Annotated in this window: 18 protein-coding genes, 1 tRNA gene and 1 pseudogene; 14 read left to right on the forward strand and 6 right to left on the reverse strand. The window is 69.5% G+C overall.

Features of this window, described 5'->3' with window-relative positions; translation table 11 throughout:
• Positions 1-3 precede the first annotated feature (3 nt).
• From orn to G412_RS0107660, 7 genes are all read left to right on the forward strand, one after another.
• Positions 4-612: an oligoribonuclease gene (gene orn, locus G412_RS0107620; protein WP_028811570.1), complete on the forward strand. Its 609-nt coding sequence runs from the start codon at positions 4-6 to the stop codon at positions 610-612.
• 93 nt (positions 613-705) lie between these two features.
• Positions 706-778 (forward strand) — tRNA-His (locus tag G412_RS0107625).
• Between the two features lie 445 nt (positions 779-1,223).
• Entirely contained in the window at positions 1,224-2,456 is a 1,233-nt protein-coding gene (locus tag G412_RS0107630; protein ID WP_028811571.1) for a helix-turn-helix domain-containing protein, read from the forward strand.
• A gap of 147 nt (positions 2,457-2,603) precedes the next feature.
• Positions 2,604-3,023: a hypothetical protein gene (locus tag G412_RS0107635; protein WP_157839069.1), complete on the forward strand. Its 420-nt coding sequence runs from the start codon at positions 2,604-2,606 to the stop codon at positions 3,021-3,023.
• A gap of 363 nt (positions 3,024-3,386) precedes the next feature.
• The gene (locus G412_RS33600) at positions 3,387-3,605 is read left to right on the forward strand and encodes a hypothetical protein (protein ID WP_037648047.1); all 219 of its coding nucleotides are present in this window, start codon (positions 3,387-3,389) and stop codon (positions 3,603-3,605) included.
• A gap of 103 nt (positions 3,606-3,708) precedes the next feature.
• Positions 3,709-3,834 (forward strand): hypothetical protein, encoded by a 126-nt coding sequence (locus tag G412_RS41355; RefSeq protein ID WP_279626758.1) that lies wholly within the window; start codon positions 3,709-3,711, stop codon positions 3,832-3,834.
• The gene (locus G412_RS0107660; RefSeq protein WP_028811575.1) at positions 3,831-4,922 is read left to right on the forward strand and encodes a methyltransferase domain-containing protein; all 1,092 of its coding nucleotides are present in this window, start codon (positions 3,831-3,833) and stop codon (positions 4,920-4,922) included. Before G412_RS41355 ends, G412_RS0107660 begins: the two co-directional genes overlap by 4 nt.
• A 54-nt stretch (positions 4,923-4,976) precedes the next feature.
• Here G412_RS0107660 and G412_RS33605 read toward each other — a convergent pair.
• From G412_RS33605 to G412_RS0107680, 3 genes and pseudogenes are all read right to left on the reverse strand, one after another.
• A pseudogene (locus G412_RS33605) lies at positions 4,977-5,129 on the reverse strand (helix-turn-helix domain-containing protein); the annotation flags it as partial.
• A gap of 189 nt (positions 5,130-5,318) precedes the next feature.
• The gene (locus G412_RS0107670) at positions 5,319-5,636 is read right to left on the reverse strand and encodes a 4a-hydroxytetrahydrobiopterin dehydratase (protein ID WP_028811576.1); all 318 of its coding nucleotides are present in this window, start codon (positions 5,634-5,636) and stop codon (positions 5,319-5,321) included.
• A gap of 369 nt (positions 5,637-6,005) precedes the next feature.
• Entirely contained in the window at positions 6,006-7,070 is a 1,065-nt protein-coding gene (locus G412_RS0107680; protein ID WP_028811577.1) for a LacI family DNA-binding transcriptional regulator, read from the reverse strand.
• A 280-nt stretch (positions 7,071-7,350) separates the two neighbouring features.
• Here G412_RS0107680 and G412_RS0107685 point away from each other — a divergent pair, with 280 nt between their 5' ends.
• The 6 genes from G412_RS0107685 to G412_RS0107710 all read left to right on the forward strand — a co-directional run bounded on the left by G412_RS0107685 (position 7,351) and on the right by G412_RS0107710 (position 13,262).
• Positions 7,351-8,685, forward strand: coding sequence for an ABC transporter substrate-binding protein (locus tag G412_RS0107685; RefSeq protein WP_028811578.1), 1,335 nt, complete (start codon positions 7,351-7,353; stop codon positions 8,683-8,685).
• On the forward strand, positions 8,685-9,710 hold the full coding sequence (locus G412_RS0107690) for a carbohydrate ABC transporter permease (RefSeq protein ID WP_028811579.1): 1,026 nt from the start codon (positions 8,685-8,687) through the stop codon (positions 9,708-9,710). The genes G412_RS0107685 and G412_RS0107690 overlap by 1 nt, the downstream gene beginning before the upstream one ends.
• A gap of 59 nt (positions 9,711-9,769) precedes the next feature.
• Positions 9,770-10,618 carry a carbohydrate ABC transporter permease gene (locus G412_RS0107695; RefSeq protein ID WP_028811580.1) on the forward strand — a complete coding sequence of 283 codons (849 nt, stop codon included), beginning with the start codon at positions 9,770-9,772 and terminating at the stop codon, positions 10,616-10,618.
• 69 nt (positions 10,619-10,687) lie between these two features.
• Positions 10,688-12,115 carry a GH1 family beta-glucosidase gene (locus G412_RS0107700; protein WP_028811581.1) on the forward strand — a complete coding sequence of 476 codons (1,428 nt, stop codon included), beginning with the start codon at positions 10,688-10,690 and terminating at the stop codon, positions 12,113-12,115.
• 181 nt (positions 12,116-12,296) lie between these two features.
• Positions 12,297-12,668, forward strand: a complete 372-nt coding sequence (locus tag G412_RS0107705; RefSeq protein WP_028811582.1) for a cupin domain-containing protein — start codon at positions 12,297-12,299, stop codon at positions 12,666-12,668.
• A gap of 147 nt (positions 12,669-12,815) precedes the next feature.
• Positions 12,816-13,262, forward strand: coding sequence for a CBS domain-containing protein (locus G412_RS0107710; protein ID WP_028811583.1), 447 nt, complete (start codon positions 12,816-12,818; stop codon positions 13,260-13,262).
• A gap of 151 nt (positions 13,263-13,413) precedes the next feature.
• Here G412_RS0107710 and G412_RS0107715 read toward each other — a convergent pair whose 3' ends face one another.
• The gene (locus G412_RS0107715) at positions 13,414-14,853 is read right to left on the reverse strand and encodes a sensor histidine kinase (RefSeq protein WP_028811584.1); all 1,440 of its coding nucleotides are present in this window, start codon (positions 14,851-14,853) and stop codon (positions 13,414-13,416) included.
• Positions 14,850-15,539, reverse strand: a complete 690-nt coding sequence (locus tag G412_RS0107720; RefSeq protein ID WP_028811585.1) for a response regulator transcription factor — start codon at positions 15,537-15,539, stop codon at positions 14,850-14,852. The genes G412_RS0107715 and G412_RS0107720 overlap by 4 nt, the downstream gene beginning before the upstream one ends.
• A 77-nt stretch (positions 15,540-15,616) precedes the next feature.
• Here G412_RS0107720 and G412_RS0107725 point away from each other — a divergent pair, with 77 nt between their 5' ends.
• Positions 15,617-16,204, forward strand: a complete 588-nt coding sequence (locus G412_RS0107725) for a hypothetical protein (protein WP_037648143.1) — start codon at positions 15,617-15,619, stop codon at positions 16,202-16,204.
• A gap of 47 nt (positions 16,205-16,251) precedes the next feature.
• On the opposite strand, the gene G412_RS0107730 is transcribed toward G412_RS0107725, so the two are convergent.
• A complete protein-coding gene (locus G412_RS0107730) occupies positions 16,252-17,118 on the reverse strand; it encodes a spermidine synthase (protein ID WP_028811587.1) in 867 nt (288 codons plus the stop codon).
• Between the last annotated feature and the right edge of the window lie 11 nt (positions 17,119-17,129).

Raw genomic sequence — 17,129 nt, forward strand, 5'->3', positions numbered from 1 at the left:
CACATGAACGATCGCATGGTGTGGATCGACTGCGAGATGACCGGGCTCTCGCTGACGGACGACGCACTCATTGAGGTGGCCGCACTGGTCACCGACTCGGAGCTCAACGTGCTCGGCGAAGGGGTGGACATCGTGATCCGCCCGCCGGACGCGGCCCTGGAGACCATGCCCGAGGTGGTGCGGCAGATGCACACCGCCTCGGGCCTGCTCGACGAGCTGGCGGGCGGAACGACGCTGGCCGACGCCGAGGCGCAGGTCCTGGCGTACGTACGCAAACACGTGAAGGAGCCCGGCAAGGCCCCGCTGTGCGGAAACTCGGTCGGTACCGACCGCGGCTTCCTGCTGCGTGACATGTCGACGCTGGAGGCCTACCTCCACTACCGGATCGTGGACGTCTCGTCGATCAAGGAGCTGGCCCGCCGCTGGTTCCCGCGCGCGTACTTCAACAGCCCGGAGAAGAACGGCAACCACCGGGCGCTCGCCGACATCAAGGACTCCATCGCGGAGCTGCGCTACTACCGGGAGGCCGTCTTCGTGCCGCAGCCCGGCCCCGATTCCGAAACGGCGAAGAAAATCGCCGCGAAGTACGTCCTGCCTGCGGAACACGCGTAATCAGCACCCGGCGAGGCCCGGTTAAACCTGGGCGCGAGCACCCTCTGGGACCCTGTACACTTTTTCTCAGCCGGTCGGAAACGACCGGCCACGGTGGGTGTAGCTCAGTTGGTAGAGCACCTGGTTGTGGTCCAGGTGGCCGCGGGTTCAAGTCCCGTCACTCACCCTGATTGATCAAGCTCTGACCTGTGGAAACAGGTCAGAGCTTTTTCATGTTCAAAAATTGGGTGCCCCGTGGACGCACCGCACCCACGCGAGACAGCCCTATCGTCTGCCCATGGCCTACATCGCGGAACGCTCCACGGCGGACGGATCGGTCACCTACAGGTCAAGTGGCGCGAGGGCGACAACGACGCCGCTCGTGCCTCCTCGATCGTCCCCCGTTCTCCCTCGGGGGAGGGCAGGGGCGGTTTCGTCATGCTGGTTCCGGCGCAGATAGCGCCGTGACGTGCAACATTGGGAGCATCTCCCCTCGCGGCGCCCCGTCGCCCCCTCGGTGGGGCGCTGCACAGGCGAAGACGCCCGCCGAGTGGCGGAGGTGAACTCCTGTCGCCTGTCAACGGGTTCGAGGCGTACCGTTCCAAGTGTCGAGCACGGAACGGAGTATCAGTATGCCGCAGTGGTCCGACTACAGTAACGGCGAGCGTGTCAAGATCCTTCGAGGCGGCGAGATCACGCAAGCTGATCTCGCAGAGATGACGGGTCTGTCGCTCCCTACCATCCAGGCAGCCGAGCAAGACAAACGGCTGTCGCTGCCGACCCTACTCAAGATCGCCGCCGCCCTCAGCGTCGACACTTCTGTGATCCTCGGGCAGCAGGCGCCGCGCCGCGCGTTGAGGCAGGAAGACCGAACGATGATGCGCGATCTCTCGCACGCCGTTCACGACACCGCGGCGGGCATCACACAAACGATCGAGGCACCGACCCTCGACGAACTGGAAGAGATCACCCGCCGGGGGTGGGAACTGTACTGGAAAGGTCACTACGCCGAAGCGGGCGCGATCGGTGCGCCGCTCCTGCGCTCTGCGGCGGCGCGGCTGCACGAGCAGCCGGCCGGGCACGAAGCGGCCGCTTGGGCACTGGTGGCCGACGCATACCGGATCTGTGCGTACGTCGCGAACCTGATGGGCGTGCGTGACCTCGCGTACGCCGCGATCGGTCACGCGCAGGGCGCCGCAGAGAAGGCAGGCGACGACCTGCGAAAGGCGCTCGTCGTCTCGGGCCGATCCTGGGTGTACCTGCGCGACGCCCGGCTGTCCGAAGCGCTCGACCTCGCCGAGCGCGCCGCGACCGACATCGAGCCTCGGTTCTCGCGGGCAACCCCCGAGCAGCTCACGGTCTACGGCTCGCACGTCAATTTCGCCGCGGTCGTCGCATCCCGTATGGGCGACAAGGAACGGGCTGCCGACTACCTCTCGCAATCACACGCCGCGGGCGCGCGCATGGGGCAGGAGGTGCGAGCGCACGGGACGCTCTTCGGTCCGGTATCGGCGAGCACGCAGGCAGTCGGCATCAACGTGTCGTTGGGGAAGATCGGCAAAGCGCTCGATCTGATCAACTCCATTCGCGACACGGCGCAGCTCAGCCAGGCCGCACAGAACCGGTACGAGCTCGACAAGGCCATGGCGCAGGCCGAGGCGAAGATGTGGGACGCGAGCCTTGACACCCTCGAATCGGCACTGCGCAACGCGCCGCAGTGGGCACGCCATCAAGCTCTGCCACAGGTGATCGTTTCGAAGGTCGGGAAGGCATCGACCACTCGACTTCGCCGAGTGTCCAAGCTGATCGGCGCTACGCCCGGGATAGCCGGATTCCCTGCAGCGACTGCTAAGACCGCGCTCTGACGACTGCTCAACTCGTACGTGACGTACGACTCTTCGCTCCCGCGGCGCGTCGAGTCGTACGTAACGAGTGGTTCCCACTGTGACGAATCTCGTAAGTCGTACACCCCCGTTCTGTACGGCAACGGACCGTAGCGGGACCGTTACAGCATGATCAGGACACGCGCACAGGAGCGACGCCAGCAGGCCTTGGCGAACGCCGCCATCGGCCGTACCGCGGTCGTTCTCTACGCCTGCGACGAAGGATCTCGCGCAGACGCGACGGCGGCTCTCGCCGGACTGCGCCGCTTCGCGAACGCCCGCGAGTGGGTCATCGTCGACGAGATACTCGACAGCGCTCCGCTTGCGACCCCGCTGGACGATCGGCCGATGTGGCACTCGGTACGCGAGGCGATCAGCGCAGGACTTGCCGAGGGCATCGTCGCACCGCCGAATCACACCTGCGACGACGTCGAGGGAGGGCGCGCAGAGCTCTTCGACTGGCTCGCCGAACACGCCGCTTTCCTCACGACCGCACACAGCCATGTGTGCACCGCACCCTGCCCCGGCCCTGGGGGTGACCGACGATGAAGAACGCTCGGCAAGACTGTGCTTATTGCCCCGAGAAGGGGGCCGACGTCTGCGTGAGGGTCGTGAGTGACCCGGGCCCCGACCGGCTCGCGGCCGCTCACCGCTCGTGCGCCGAGAAGCGCGAGGCGACGATCATGTTCGGGTTCGTCGATGAGCCCGCCGAGCAGGCGCGGTGATCGCGGCATGCGTCGGCGATCGCGTCGCCCTGCCCATCCCCGATCTTTGCTGGGTGCCGATGCCGAAGAACTCGACCCGCCGCTGCACGAATTCGGATCCGCACCACCAGGACGACCACGTGCACGAGTACTCGGGCACCACGTGGCCTCACTACACCAGCGAGCAGGCGGCACGCGAGCGGCAGCCATGACCACACGCGCTGCCAAGGCGACCACCAGGCCCGTGCGCTCCCGGTGCCGATACAAGAAGATTCCGCCTGCTCAAAAGCTCAGTTACGACGCGTACGCCGGCCGTGCCTGCTACGCCTGCGGCCGCACCCTCACAACGGGCGCGATACTCGTCGGCCGGGCGACCGGCCGCCAGGGCGTGCACGTTCTGGACGTCGACGTGTACGCCTGCCCCTGATCTCCAGCACGCGGGCGCAGCCCTGTCCGGCGCCCGCCCCATGACTCCTGCCTCGGCAGTCGAGGCAGGCCACCCGCACATCACATCGAACGAGGAGAGTCACATGTCCGATGACGGAAAGCACGCCGGTCAGCCTTCCGACAAGCCGTGGACGCCCCCGCCGTCCCCGCCGCCGTCCCCCGACGGTTCCGGCCCCAAGGTCGCCAACGCCGCCAAGGTTGGCCAGTGACGACGACGCAAGAGGCACAGCACGCCGCGCTCGTCGAGGCGCTCGCGATCCGCGGCCTGTTATCCCCAGAGTGGCGCAAGGTGTGGGAACGCGTGCCCCGCGATGCCTTCGTGCCCCCGGTGGTGTGGCGGCAGGGGGCCGAGCGATGCGAGCTCGTCACCACAGCCACCGAGTGGCGGCAGCTCGTCTACAGCGACGAACCCGTCGTGACCCAGGTCGACGACGGGGCCATCGATGGACCGGGCGTAGCCACGTGCTCGAACTCCAAACCGTCCATGGTCGCCGGCATGCTGCAACTGCTCGATGTGCAGGGCGGCGACAAGGTGCTGGAGATCGGCACCGGCACAGGTCATGTTGCGGCGCTGCTCTCCGAGCGCCTGGGCGATGACCACGTCGTCAGCGTTGAGATCGACCCCACCCTGGCCCGACAGGCACGGGAGCGTCTCGCGGCCGCCGGCTACTCGCCGACGGTCGTGACCGGGGACGGCGAGCAAGGGTGCCGGCAGGCAGCCCCGTACAACCGGCTGATCTCGACGTGCGCCATCCGGCACGTGCCGTACGAGCTGGTGCGGCAGGTACGGCCGGGCGGCATGCTCGTTACCCCCCTCGCTCGCGATTTCTGGAGCGGCGCGGTGGTCCAGCTGGCCGTACAGGACGGCCGGGCGTCGGGGCCGATCCGTGGCGGCGCCTCGTACATGCCGATGCGGTCGCACCGCACGCCGGACGGTCCGCCGGTTCAGGCCACCGGACGGGCGACCGACACGGGCCTGGACCCCCGGCGGCTGCTCAACCTCGGTTTCGCGATGTATGCCGGCGCCCGGCTGCCGGGCGTCTCGATGATCCATGCCGAGAAGGGCGGCACGGTCGAGGTGTGGCTGATGGATCAGACCGGTTCGGGGGCGTGCTGCGAGCCGGATGAGCAGGCGTGGCAGTTCGGCGAGCGCGACCTGTGGCGGGAGATCGAGAAGGTGTACGCGGAGTACGAGGCTCTCGGTAGCCCGAGCTCCGACGACTTCGGGCTGACTGTCACGGCCCGCGGTCAAGAGGTCTGGTTGACGCATCCGGGGCGAGTGATCGTCTCCGCGTAGCGCAGGTGAGTCGGGCGGCCGCTCGACGGCGAGCAGGATGAGCGGCTGCCCGATCTACCCCCGTACGAGGTCGGAGAGCGGTACGCCGATCGCGTCGGCGATGAGGATCAGCGTGTCCAGTAAGGGCGCATTGTGTCCGCGCTCAATGCGGTTGTACGTCGCCCGTTCCATCCCGGTCCGCTCAGCGACCGTCTGCTGCGTCAGGTTCGCGTTGAGTCGGGATGCTCAGATCTGGTCATCCCCACACGATCGGCCCTCCCTGCCCCAGGCACCAGGGAGCGGTCGCTACGCCCCCGACCTACGCGGTCGGGGGGTCCGTTCCGCCGCCAGTACCCATGAACGACCGCGCCCCTCTCACCTTCGGGTGGGAGGGGCGCATTGTGGGGGTGTCCGGGGTCAGTCGAGTGGGATCGCCTTGTGCGCCTCGACGATCGCGTCGATCCGGGCAGCCAGTTCGAAGTCTGCTGCGGTCAGCACATGGCCCGCGTCGTGGGTCGTGATGCCGAACCGCAGATGGTCGATCCGCAGGTCGATGTCCGCGTGGTGCTGGATCCGGCGCTCGCGGTCTGCCACATGCACGATCACCGCCACGCCCGCGTGATACCGAATGTCGTACCGGCGGGTGATCTCATTCCCCTGCTGCTCCCAGCCAGGCAGCTGCTCCAGACGCTCAGCTATCTCGTGGTCCGTCAGCGGTACCAGTCCCTGCGCCACATCATCCCCTCTCAGTCACTGGGGCCAGCAACTCATCGACCTCCTGGCCGATCGGGGCATCCTGCCACGGCCGCATGGCGTGCTCCAGGGCCCGCAGTTCGCGGAGCATCCGGGCTGACCGTGTCTCGACGCCAATCTGTGCCACCTGACGAGCGATCTCCACAGCCTGATCGGGCTCGCGTGCGGTGGCGGCGGCTGTGGCGTGCCGCGCGAGGTACACCCCACGGTCACGGTGTGCGGTCTCCGGCACGACTTGGAGCGCCTGCCCCCAAAGCGCCCCTGCTTCAACCCCGAGACCGAGACGCCCGTAGCAGGTAGCGCGCTCGACCTCGATGTAGCGAGCAGGATGAGCGGCGAGACGGCCGGGCGTCAGGACGAAGCGCGGGGTATCAGTTTTGTCGGGAGTACGATCTGGCGGCCCTTGGTGCCGCGGGTGGTCGCTGGGCGGCGGTCCGCGATCTCGGCGAGCAGGACGCGGGTCATCTCCCGGCCCATCTCCTCGATGGGCCAGTGGACGCTGGTCAGGGGCGGGTCCATCCGGTGGGCGATGGCCGAGTCGTCGAAGCCGACCAGGGCCACGTCGTCCGGGACCGTGCGGCCCCGTTCGCGCAGCACCTGGCGGGCTCCCACCGCCATCACGTCGGAGGCCACGAAGACCGCGTCCAGTTGCGGGCGGCGCTCCAGGAGTTCGGTCATGGCGCGGCGGCCGCCCTCCTCGGTGAAGTCGGCGGGGGCCACCAGCCCCTCGTCGGCATCGAGGCCGGCCGCGGCCAGTGCCTGGCGGTAGCCGTCGAGGCGGCACTGCGCGCCGTACACGTCGAGCAGGCCCGTGATGGTGGCTATGGTGCGCCGGCCCCGGGCTATGAGGTGGGAGACGGCGCTCCGCGCGCCTGCCACGTTGTCCGCGTCGACCCAGGCGAGCGGCTCGTTTTCGGAGCGGCGGCCGCTGAGGACGACCGGGATGTCCAGCTGGACCAGCAGCTCGGGCAGCGGGTCGTCGGCGTGCACGGAGACGAGCAGGACGCCGTCCACGCGGTTGCCCGCGAGGTAACGGGCGAGGCGGCTTCGCTCGCGGTCGTTGCCGACGATGGTGAGCAGCAGTTGCATCTCGGTGCTGTCGAGGGCGGCGCCGACGCCGCGCACGATGTCGGAGAAGTACGGCTCCGCGAAGAAGCGGGACTCGACCTCGGGGACGACGAGCGCGATGGCGTCCGTGCGGTTGGCGGCGAGGGCGCGGGCCGCGCGGTTCGGTACGTACCCCAGCTCGTCCACGGCGGCCTCGACGGCGGCGCGGGTCTCCTCGCTGACCCGCGGGGAACCGTTGACCACCCGTGAGACGGTGCCCCGGCCGACCCCGGCGCGTGCCGCCACTTCTTCAAGGGTCGGCCGCCCGCCGCTCCGGCTCCCCTGCCCCCGGATTCCACGCGTCACCATGTCCGACCTCCCCTTACTGTGCCCCGTCCGGTCGCCGTCCGGTGGCAGTCCGGCGCTGCGCAATATCTCATAACGGTCTCGGGCGGGAAATCCCGCCGTCCGGCGCCTTGACACTCCCGCAAGGAGCCGCGAACCTTCAACACATCACACATGGGAGCGCTCCCACAGTACCTGACTCATACACAACCCGCACGTTCCCCGCCCGGGCCGCAGCAGCAACTCAGATGTGTACCAACACAGTTGGCCGGGGGTCGGCACGTCAGGGCACAAGGAGGACGCAATGCGCACCAGCACCCGAACGCGTCACAGGGCGGTGGTCGTCGCCGCCGTGGTCGCACTCGGCGCAGGCCTGCTCGGCGGCTGTGCCGAGGACAGCGACGAGGGGACCGGCGGCTCCGGCGGCAGCAAGAAGGACGCCAAGGGCAAGACCGTCATCGAGATCGGCACCTTCGGCGTCTTCGGCTACAAGCAGGCCGGGCTCTACGACGAGTACATGAAGCTGCACCCGGACATCGTCATCAAGGAGGACGTGACCGAGCGCAACGACACGTACTACCCGGAACTGCTGACGCACCTCGCGGCCAACAGCGGCCTCCAGGACATCCAGGCCATAGAGGTCGGGAACATCAACGAGATCGTCACCACGCAGGCCGACAAGTTCGAGGACCTGTCGAAGGCGCCCGGCGTCGACAAGTCGAACTGGCTGGACTGGAAGTGGGCGCAGGGGTCCACCAAGGATGGGCGGACCGTCGCGCTCGGCACGGACATCGGGCCGATGGGCATGTGTTACCGCAAGGACCTGTTCGAGAAGGCCGGGCTGCCGACCGACCGCGAGGCGGTGGGCAAGCTGTGGGCGGGCGACTGGCAGAAGTACGTCGACGCGGGCAAGAAGTACAAGGCGAAGGGGCCCAAGGGGACAGCCTTCACCGACTCGGCGGCCGGTCTCTTCGCCGCCGTCAACAACGGTTACGCGGAGCGGTTCTACGACGCCGAGGGCAAGCTGATCTACAAGGACAGCCCGGCGGTCAAGACGGCCTGGGACCTGGCAATGCAGGCCGCCGAGGGCGGACTGACCGGCAAGCTCAAGCAGTTCGACAAGGCGTGGGACCAGGCGTACGCCAACGGCACCTTCGCCACCGTCTCGTGCCCGCCCTGGATGCTCGGTTACATCAAGGAGAAGGCAGGCAAGGCCGGCGAGGACAAGTGGGACATGGCGGCGGCCCCGAAACCCGCGAACTGGGGCGGCTCGTTCATCGGCGTACCGAAGGCGGGCAAGAACAAGGCTGAGGCGATCAAGCTCGCGGCCTGGCTGACCGCACCCGAACAGCAGGCGAAGCTCTTCGACAAGCAGGCGAGCTTCCCGTCCACCCCGTCGGCGTACGAGATGGACGTGGTCTCGTCCGCCAAGAACCCGTACTTCGGCGACGCCCCGACCGGGCAGCTCTTCGCCGACGCGGCCAAGGGCATTCCGACGCTGGTGATCGGCCCGAAGGACCAGCAGATCGGCACCGCTTTCGGTGACGTCGGCATCCTCCAGGTGGAGCAGCAGGGCAAGAGCCCGCAGGAGGGCTGGCAGGCAGCCCTGAAGGAGATCGACAACGCGGTGGACGGCTGATGCGTCCGTACACCGACCAGACCGGCCCGGCTGCGTCCCCCTCCTCGGGGGACGCGGTCCCGGACCGCACGGGCCCGGCGGTCGTCGAGCGGCCGCAGGGCACCGACCGCCGCCGGGTGTGGCGCAGCAGGCGCTACCGCTGGGACACGAAGTACAGCCCGTACGCCTTCGTCGCACCCTTCTTCGTCTTCTTCGCGGCCTTCGGGGTGTTCCCCCTCCTCTACACGGGCTGGTCGTCGCTGCACCGTGTGTCGCTGTCCGCGCCGAACGACTTGGAGTGGGTGGGGCTGCACAACTACACGCGGCTGCTGGGGGACGAGTTCTTCTGGAACGCGCTGCGCAACACCTTCACCATCGGGATCATCTCGACGGTGCCGCAGCTACTGATGGCGCTGGGCATCGCGCATCTGCTCAACTACCGGCTGCGCGCCTCGGGTTTCTTCCGCGTCGCGATCCTGACGCCGTACGCCACGTCGGTGGCGGCAGCGACGCTCGTCTTCGTGCTCCTCTTCGGGCGCGACTACGGGATGATCAACTGGGCCCTGGACGCGGTGGGGTTCGGGAAGGTCGACTGGCAGAGCGGGACCTTGTCGTCGCAGGTCGCGGTGTCGACGATCGTGATCTGGCGGTGGACCGGGTACAACGCGCTGATCTATCTGGCCGCCATGCAGGCCGTGCCGAACGATCTGTACGAGTCGGCCGCGCTGGACGGGGCGACCCGATGGCAGCAGTTCGTCCACGTCACCATTCCCTCGCTGCGGCCGACGATCCTCTTCACCGTCGTGGTCTCGACGATCGGCGCGACCCAGCTGTTCGGTGAGCCGCTGCTGTTCGGCGGGGCGGGCGGGCAGAAGGGCGGGGCGTCGCACCAGTTCCAGACGCTCGGGCTCTATCTGTACGAACAGGGCTGGTTCAACTTCCACCTCGGGCGGGCCTCCGCGATCGCCTGGGCGATGTTCCTGATTCTGCTGATCGTGGCGGGTGTGTACCTGCTGATCGCGCGCCGCCTGAGGAAGAGCGAATGAAGGCGATGAAGGCCAAGAAGGCGAAGAAACCAATGCGACCCATGCGGCAAGTGCAGCCGATGAAGCCGGCACTGGGCGTTCGCGCCGGGCGCCATCTGCACGGCGGCCCCCTCACCTACGCCGTGCTGATCATCTTCACGGTCGGCTCGCTCTTCCCGCTCGTTTGGACGGCGATCGCGGCTTCCCGCAACAACACCCGGCTGTCCCAGACACCACCGCCGTTCTGGTTCGGCGGAAACCTCTTCAAGAACCTCCAGACGGCGTGGACCGACGCCAACATGGGGCTGGCCCTGCTCAACACGGCAGTGGTGGCGGGGACCATCGCACTGGGTACGGTGCTCTTCTCGACCCTCGCCGGCTTCGCCTTCGCCAAGCTGCGCTTCCGCTTCAAGAACGTGCTGATGCTGCTGGTCGTCGCCACGATGATGGTGCCGCCGCAGCTCAGCGTCGTACCCCTGTTCATGACGGTCGCCGAGCTGCAGTGGACCGACCAGCTCCAGGCCGTCATTCTGCCGACTCTCGTCAGCGCCTTCGGGGTCTTCTTCATGCGCCAGTACCTGGTGCAGGCGCTGCCCAGCGAACTGGTCGAGGCGGCACGGGTGGACGGCGCGAGCAGCCTGCGGATCATCTGGCACATCGTCTTCCCCGCCGCCAGGCCGGCGATGGCGGTGCTGGGCATGCTCACCTTCGTGGCCGCGTGGAACGACTTCTTCTGGCCGGTCATCGCGCTGACGCAGGACAACCCCACCGTTCAGGTGGCCCTCGCCAACCTCGGCCAGGGCTTCGTACCCGACCAGTCGGTCATCATGGCCGGCGCTCTGCTGGGAACGCTGCCACTGCTGCTGGCCTTCGTGCTCTTCGGGAAGCAGATCGTGGGCGGGATCATGCAGGGCGCGGTCAAGGGCTGACGACTTCCACCTCCCTTTCTTCTCTCCCCCCTCTCCCATCTCCCTTCTCCTACCACCAGGAGCGCTTCCATGACCGGCAGCAATGAGAGCTTTCCGCCCGGATTCCTCTGGGGCACCGCGACCGCCGCGTACCAGATCGAGGGCGCGGCACAGGAAGACGGCCGCACCCCGTCGATCTGGGACACCTTCAGTCGTACGCCGGGGAAGGTGCTGGGCGGCGACACGGGCGATGTGGCCGTCGACCACTACCACCGGATGCGGGACGACGTACGGATGATGGCGGACCTGGGGCTGGGCGCGTACCGCTTCTCGGTGTCCTGGCCGCGCGTGCAGCCCACCGGCCGGGGTCCGGCCGTCGAGCGCGGCCTGGACTTCTACCGCGCGCTGACGGACGAGCTGCTGGCGGCCGGGATCACGCCCAGCCTGACCCTGTACCACTGGGATCTGCCGCAGGAGCTCGAGGATGCGGGCGGGTGGCCGGTGCGGGACACGGCGTACCGCTTCGCGGAGTACGCGGGGCTCGTGGCCCGGGCGCTGGGCGACCGTGTCGAGATGTGGACGACCCTCAACGAGCCCTGGTGCAGCGCCTTTCTGGGGTACGGGTCGGGGGTGCACGCGCCCGGCCGTACCGACCCGGTGGCCGCCCTGCGCGCCGCCCACCATCTGAACCTGGGACACGGCCTGGCCGTAGAGGCCCTGCGCGCCGCGCTGCCCGGGCGGGCGCGGATCGGCGTAAGCCTCAACCCGAGTGCGGTCAGGCCGCTGACGGGGTCGGCGGGCGATCTGGACGCACAGCGCCGTATCGACGCCCTCGCGAACCGGGTCTTCACGGGTCCGATGCTGACCGGTGCGTACCCGTCCGACCTGCTGGCCGACACCGCGCACCTGACGGACTGGCCGTTCGTACAGGAGGGGGACGCGGCGACAGCGGGTCGGCCGCTGGATTTCCTGGGCATCAACTACTACGCGCCGGCGGTGGTTTCGGCGGCCGACGCCCCCTCCCCGGCGGGAGCGAACCGTGACGGCCACGGCGTCAGCGACTACTCGCCCTGGCCCGGATCGGAGGCCGTCACCTTCCACCAGCCGCCGGGCGAACTGACGGCGATGGACTGGTCCGTCGACCCGACCGGCCTGTACGACCTGCTGATGCGGTACGCCCGTGAGGCGCCCGGAGTCGCGCTGATGATCACCGAGAACGGCGCGGCGTACGACGACAAGCCCGCCGCCGACGGCACGGTCCACGACCCGGACCGCATCCGCTACCTGCACGGCCACCTGGCGGCGGTGCGCCGGGCGATGCTGGACGGCGCGGATGTGCGGGGTTACTTCCTGTGGTCGCTGATGGACAACTTCGAGTGGTCGTACGGCTACAGCAAGCGGTTCGGCGCGGTGTACGTCGACTACGAGACGCAGCGGCGCACGCCGAAGTCGAGCGCGGAGTGGTACGGACGGGTGGCCAGGACGGGCGTGCTGCCGTATCCCATGCTGGAGGAGTGATCGCGGGGGGCCGGGGGGCTCCCGCCGGGCGCTCTCCGCTGCCGAGGGTCCGTCCGTCCCACTGCGGCGGTGGGGGCGGGCGGACCCTCGGCTGTGTGGGGACCGCTCACGCCCGGAGCCCGGCGCGCGTAGTCTGGAAGCGGACTCGGGGGTCGCTCGCGCCGCCGGGAGGCGGATGGTCATGACCGCGCTTGTGTGCAAGAACTTCGACTCCGCAGATGAGACCCGACCGTTCGAGGACGGTAAGGGCAGGCTGGATCTGCTCACCACGGACCGTGGCCCGGTCGGCCGCGCGGTCTTCGAGCCGGGCTGGCGGTGGTCGGAGCACGTCAAGCCCATCGCCGGGACCGAGAGCTGCCAGGCCTCCCACGTCGGCTACGTCGTGAGCGGCCGGATGAAGATCGTCATGGACGACGGCGAGAGCGGAGAAGCCGGACCGGGCGACTTCATCTCCGTCGCCCCCGGCCACGACGCCTGGGTACTCGGCGACGAACCCTGCGTAACCCTCGACTGGGTCGGCTTCGGGGACTACGCCGCCCCCTCCGGCTCCTGAGCCCAGACGTCGCTCCGTGTCCACCCCTGTGGACGTTCTGCGGCTGCCGCGCGCCCCGTACGGTCCCGGGGAGCGCCGGTAGGCCATCCGTGTTGTCATCGATGGAGGAGAGAACAAGGTCCCGAATGCGGGAGGAATCCAGACATCATGGCTACGAACAAGCAGCTTAAGGCCCGCGAAATCATGACCAGCGGGGTTCAGTGTGTCGGCGCACACCAGTCGCTGTTCGACGCGGCGCAGATGATGCGCGACCTGAACGTCGGCTGTCTGCCCATCTGCGGCGACGACAACAGGCTCACCGGCCTGATCACCGACCGTGACATCGTCGTGAAGTGCTGCGCCGAAGGCGTCGACCCGGCAACGGTGCAGGCCGGCACGCTCGGCGGACACGTGCACTGGATCGATGCCGACGCGGATGCCAACGAGGCTCTGCAGAGCATGGAGACGCACCAGATCAAGCGCCTCCCCGTCATCGACGTCGCAGGCGGCCACCAGCTGGTCGGAATGATCACGGAGGCCAACCTCGCCAAGAACCTCAGCGACGAACAGATCGCGGAGTTCGCGACCCGCGTCTACGCGAACGTCGCCGGATAACCGGCTGACCGGACGGCCGGGTCGGCCGGTCAGCCGGGGGCCGGACAGCCCGGCTGTCCGGCCCATGGGCGCGCCGCTTGGCGTGCCGGTCCCGGCGCCCGCCCGTCCGGGGCCGCCGGGACCGCGCCACTTCGCGCCCGTGCCGCAACGGTCAAAGGTTCACGCCCGAAGACCGCTTCCCGGACCCCGTACCCCTGCCCGTACCGGTCCCCCGCTTGCGCCGTCCCAGCCGGTGACCGCTGTGGTCCCCCGCCGCGCGCCGGCCGTCGAGTCCGAGCCCGATCCAGACGCGGACCTCCGTACCGCCGAGCACCGAGCGCCCGATGCGTACGTCGCCGCCCGTCGACTCCGCGACCCGCCGCACGATGTCCAGGCCCAGGCCCGTGGACCCGTCCCGGCCGCCGCTGTTGCCGCGTACCAGCGCCGCCTTCGGGTCGGAGATGCCTGGTCCCGCGTCCGAGACGAGGACGATGACGGCGTCGTCGCCGTTGTGCACGTCCACCGAGAAGGCCGTGCCCACGGGGGTGTGCCGGAAGACGTTGCCCAGCAACGCGTCCAGCGCGGCGGCCAGTTCCGGCCGGGCGACCGGGATGCGTACCGGCCGCTCCACGCCCGCGAGACGCACCTTCCTGCCCTCGTCCTCCGCCAGCGCCGACCAGAAGCCCATGCGTTCGCGTACGACTTCGGACACGTCGCAGCCGGGCCCGGGGCCCGGAACACCGTTCGCCTGCGTCCGCTGGTCGCGCGCCGTACGGATGATCGTGTCGACCTCGCGCTCGAGCTGCTCGACCGCCGCCCTTGTCTGCTCGGCGGCCGGGCCCTCCCCCAGCGAGGCGGCGTTCAGGCGCAGCACCGTCAGCGGGGTGCGCAGCCGGTGGGAGAGATCGGCGGCCAGTTCCCGCTCGTTGGCGAGGAGCTGGACCACCTGGTCGGCCATGGAGTTGAACGCGACGGCGGCGGACCGCAGTTCGGTCGGGCCCTCCTCGGGGACGCGTACGCCGAGCCTGCCCTCCCCCAGGTCGTGCGCGGCGCCCGCGAGCCGCTGAGCGGGCTGGACCATGCGTACGCCGAGCCGGTCCGCGACCGCCACCGAGCCCACGATCAGGGCGATGCCCACCCCCGCCAGCACGAGCCAGGCCATGGCCACGCCGTTGCTGACGTCGTCCTCGGGTACGAAGACCTCGACGACGGCGATCTTGCCGCTGGCGACCGCGGTGGGCTGGAGCAGCGCGAAGCCGCCCGTCACCTCCGAGATCGAGGCGCGGCCGATCTGCCGCGTGGTCTCCAGGTCCTGCTGCGCAGCCCGCCGCCTCCCGATCTCCAGCGGCAGGCTGCCCGGTTCGCCGGACGCCGGGACGTGCACGGCCATGCGTCCGTCGATGCCGACCTCGGTGGTCTGGACGGCCCGGTTGAGCGAGTCGCGGTCGGTGGTGATGGAGAGGGTGGGGCCGATGGTCGCGGCCCAGCGTTCGGCGTTGGAGAAGGCCCGGTCCCTGGCCATCTCCTTGATGACGAGCCCGAGCGGTATGGCGAAGGCCACCACGACCATCACGGTGACCGCCAGGCTCACCTTGACCAGGGCCCATCTCATAGCGGCGGCTCCAGCTTCACGCCGACGCCGCGCAGGGTGTGCAGGTAGCGCGGGTTCGCCGCCGTCTCGCCGAGCTTGCGCCGCAGCCAGGACAGGTGGACGTCGATGGTCTGGTCGTCGCCGTAACTCTGCTGCCACACCTGCGCGAGCAGTTCCTTGCGCGATACGACGACTCCGGGCCGCCCCGCGAGGAAGGCCAGCAGGTCGAACTCGCGGCGGGTCAGGTCGAGCCGCCCGCCGTCCAGCTCCGCCTGCCTGCGCAGCGGGTCGATCGACAGCCCGCCGACCTGGATCACGCGGGACGGCGGCTCGGCGCCCGCGACGGCGCGGGCACGCCGCAGCACGGCGGCCATGCGCGCGGACAGGTGTTCGACCGAGAAGGGCTTGGTGAGGTAGTCGTCGGCGCCGTCGTTGAGCAGCCGTACGATCTCCGCCTCGTCGTCGCGCGCGGTGGCGATGATCACGGGTACGTCGGTGATGCCGCGCAGCATCTTGAGCGCTTCCGACCCGTCGAGATCGGGCAGACCGAGGTCGAGAATGACCACGTCGAAGCTGAAATGGGCGACCTCGCGCAGCGCCTCAAGTGCCGTACCGACGCTGCGCACCGTGTGGGTGGCTTCGGTCAGGTGCCGGATGAGGGCGGAACGTACGAACTGGTCGTCCTCGACCACGAGCACACTTGCCATGGGCGGCACCGTACGCCATGTGGGGGATACGGGTCCCGTGAGGCGGGGCGCGGGGCAGGTGGTGCAGTATGGCCCCGATGCAACGAGGATTCGTACACGCCATCGCGTGGTCGCTCGCCACGGGCGCGGCGGTCACGCTGTCGTGGTGGGGCGTGCACACGGTGATGGCGGGGACGGCGTACGACCCTCCGCAGGCACTTCCGATCCCCACCGGCCTGCCGGAGCGGAGCGGCACCGCCCAGGGCGCGAAGCCGCAGGCGTCGTCGACGCGGCGGCCCGGCGGCGACCAGGACAACAAGCCGTCCCAGTCGCCGGAGCGTCCCCAGTCGCCGTCGGGCACTCCGGCCGCCCGGAACACCCCCGCCCCCAGCCGCACACCGGACGGTGCCGGCGGCCGCCCGCCGGGCTCCCCGTCCCCGCCGAGCCCGTCGGCGGCCGCGAACGGCCAGGTAAAGAGCTACAACACCGACGGCGGCCGGGTCACCTTCGACCTGGGGAAGACCTCCGCCACGCTGGTCTCGGCGACGCCGGCGACCGGCTGGTCGATGCAGGTCTGGAAGCACCCGAAATGGATCCGGGTGGAGTTCACGGCGGACACCGCGAGCGTCTCCGTCTTCTGCACCTGGCACGACCACGAGCCGAGGGTCGAGATCGTGAAGTCCTGAAGTCCTGACCCGCGGGCGGGGGTTTGCTTCCAGAGTTGCGTCCGGGGTTACGTGAAGGCGCCCGGCGGCGGTTCAGGTGAGGGGCGCGCGCTCGCGTCCGTGACGACGGCCGCGCCGCCCGTGAAGCCGGCCAGTTCCCGGCCGTGTTCCACCCGCCCCGGATGCGGGTCGGTCGCGACGCGACGGGTCCATTCCGCGATGGGCAGCGTACGGTCCGACGCCAGCAGCACCGCGTTGCCGAAGCGCCGGCCGCGCAGCACGGCCGGGTCGGCGGCCAGGGCGAGTTCGGGCCAGACGGCGGCGGCGGTGGCGATCTGGCCGCGCAGGTACGCGAGCGGCGGGCCGTCGGTGATGTTGGCGGCGTAGAAGCCGCCGGGCTTCAGCGCCCTCCGTACGTCGGCGAGGAATTCGGTGCTGGTGAGGTGTCCGGGCGTACGGGCGCCGCTGAACACGTCCGCGATCACCAGGTCCGCCCAGCCGTCCGCGACCTTGCCGAGGCCGGCGCGGGCGTCGAGGGAGCGGACCCGGATACGGGCCTGGGCGTCGAGCGGGAGTTGCCTGCGCACCAGTTGGACGAGCGCCGCGTCCACCTCCACGATCTGCTGGGGGGAGCGCGGCCGGGTGGCGGCGACGTAACGGGCCATGGTGAAGGCACCGCCGCCCAGGTGCAGGACGTGCACGGGCTGTCCCTGCGGGGCGGTGAGATCGGCGATGTGGCCGAGCCTGCGCTGGTACGCGAAGTCGAGGTACGACGGGTCGTCGAGGTCCACGTGGGACTGCGGGGCGCCGTCGATCAGCAGGGTCCAGCCGCGTGCGCGGTCCCGGTCGGGTATCAGCTCGGCGAGTCCGCCGTCGACGTGCTCGACGACGGGCTCGGGGGCGGCGCGCTCGCGCCGCCTGTTGTTCTTTGCCACCCAGCCAGTAT

Origin of the sequence: Streptomyces flavidovirens DSM 40150 (assembly GCF_000429085.1) — a bacterium.
Taxonomy (GTDB): domain Bacteria; phylum Actinomycetota; class Actinomycetes; order Streptomycetales; family Streptomycetaceae; genus Streptomyces; species Streptomyces flavidovirens.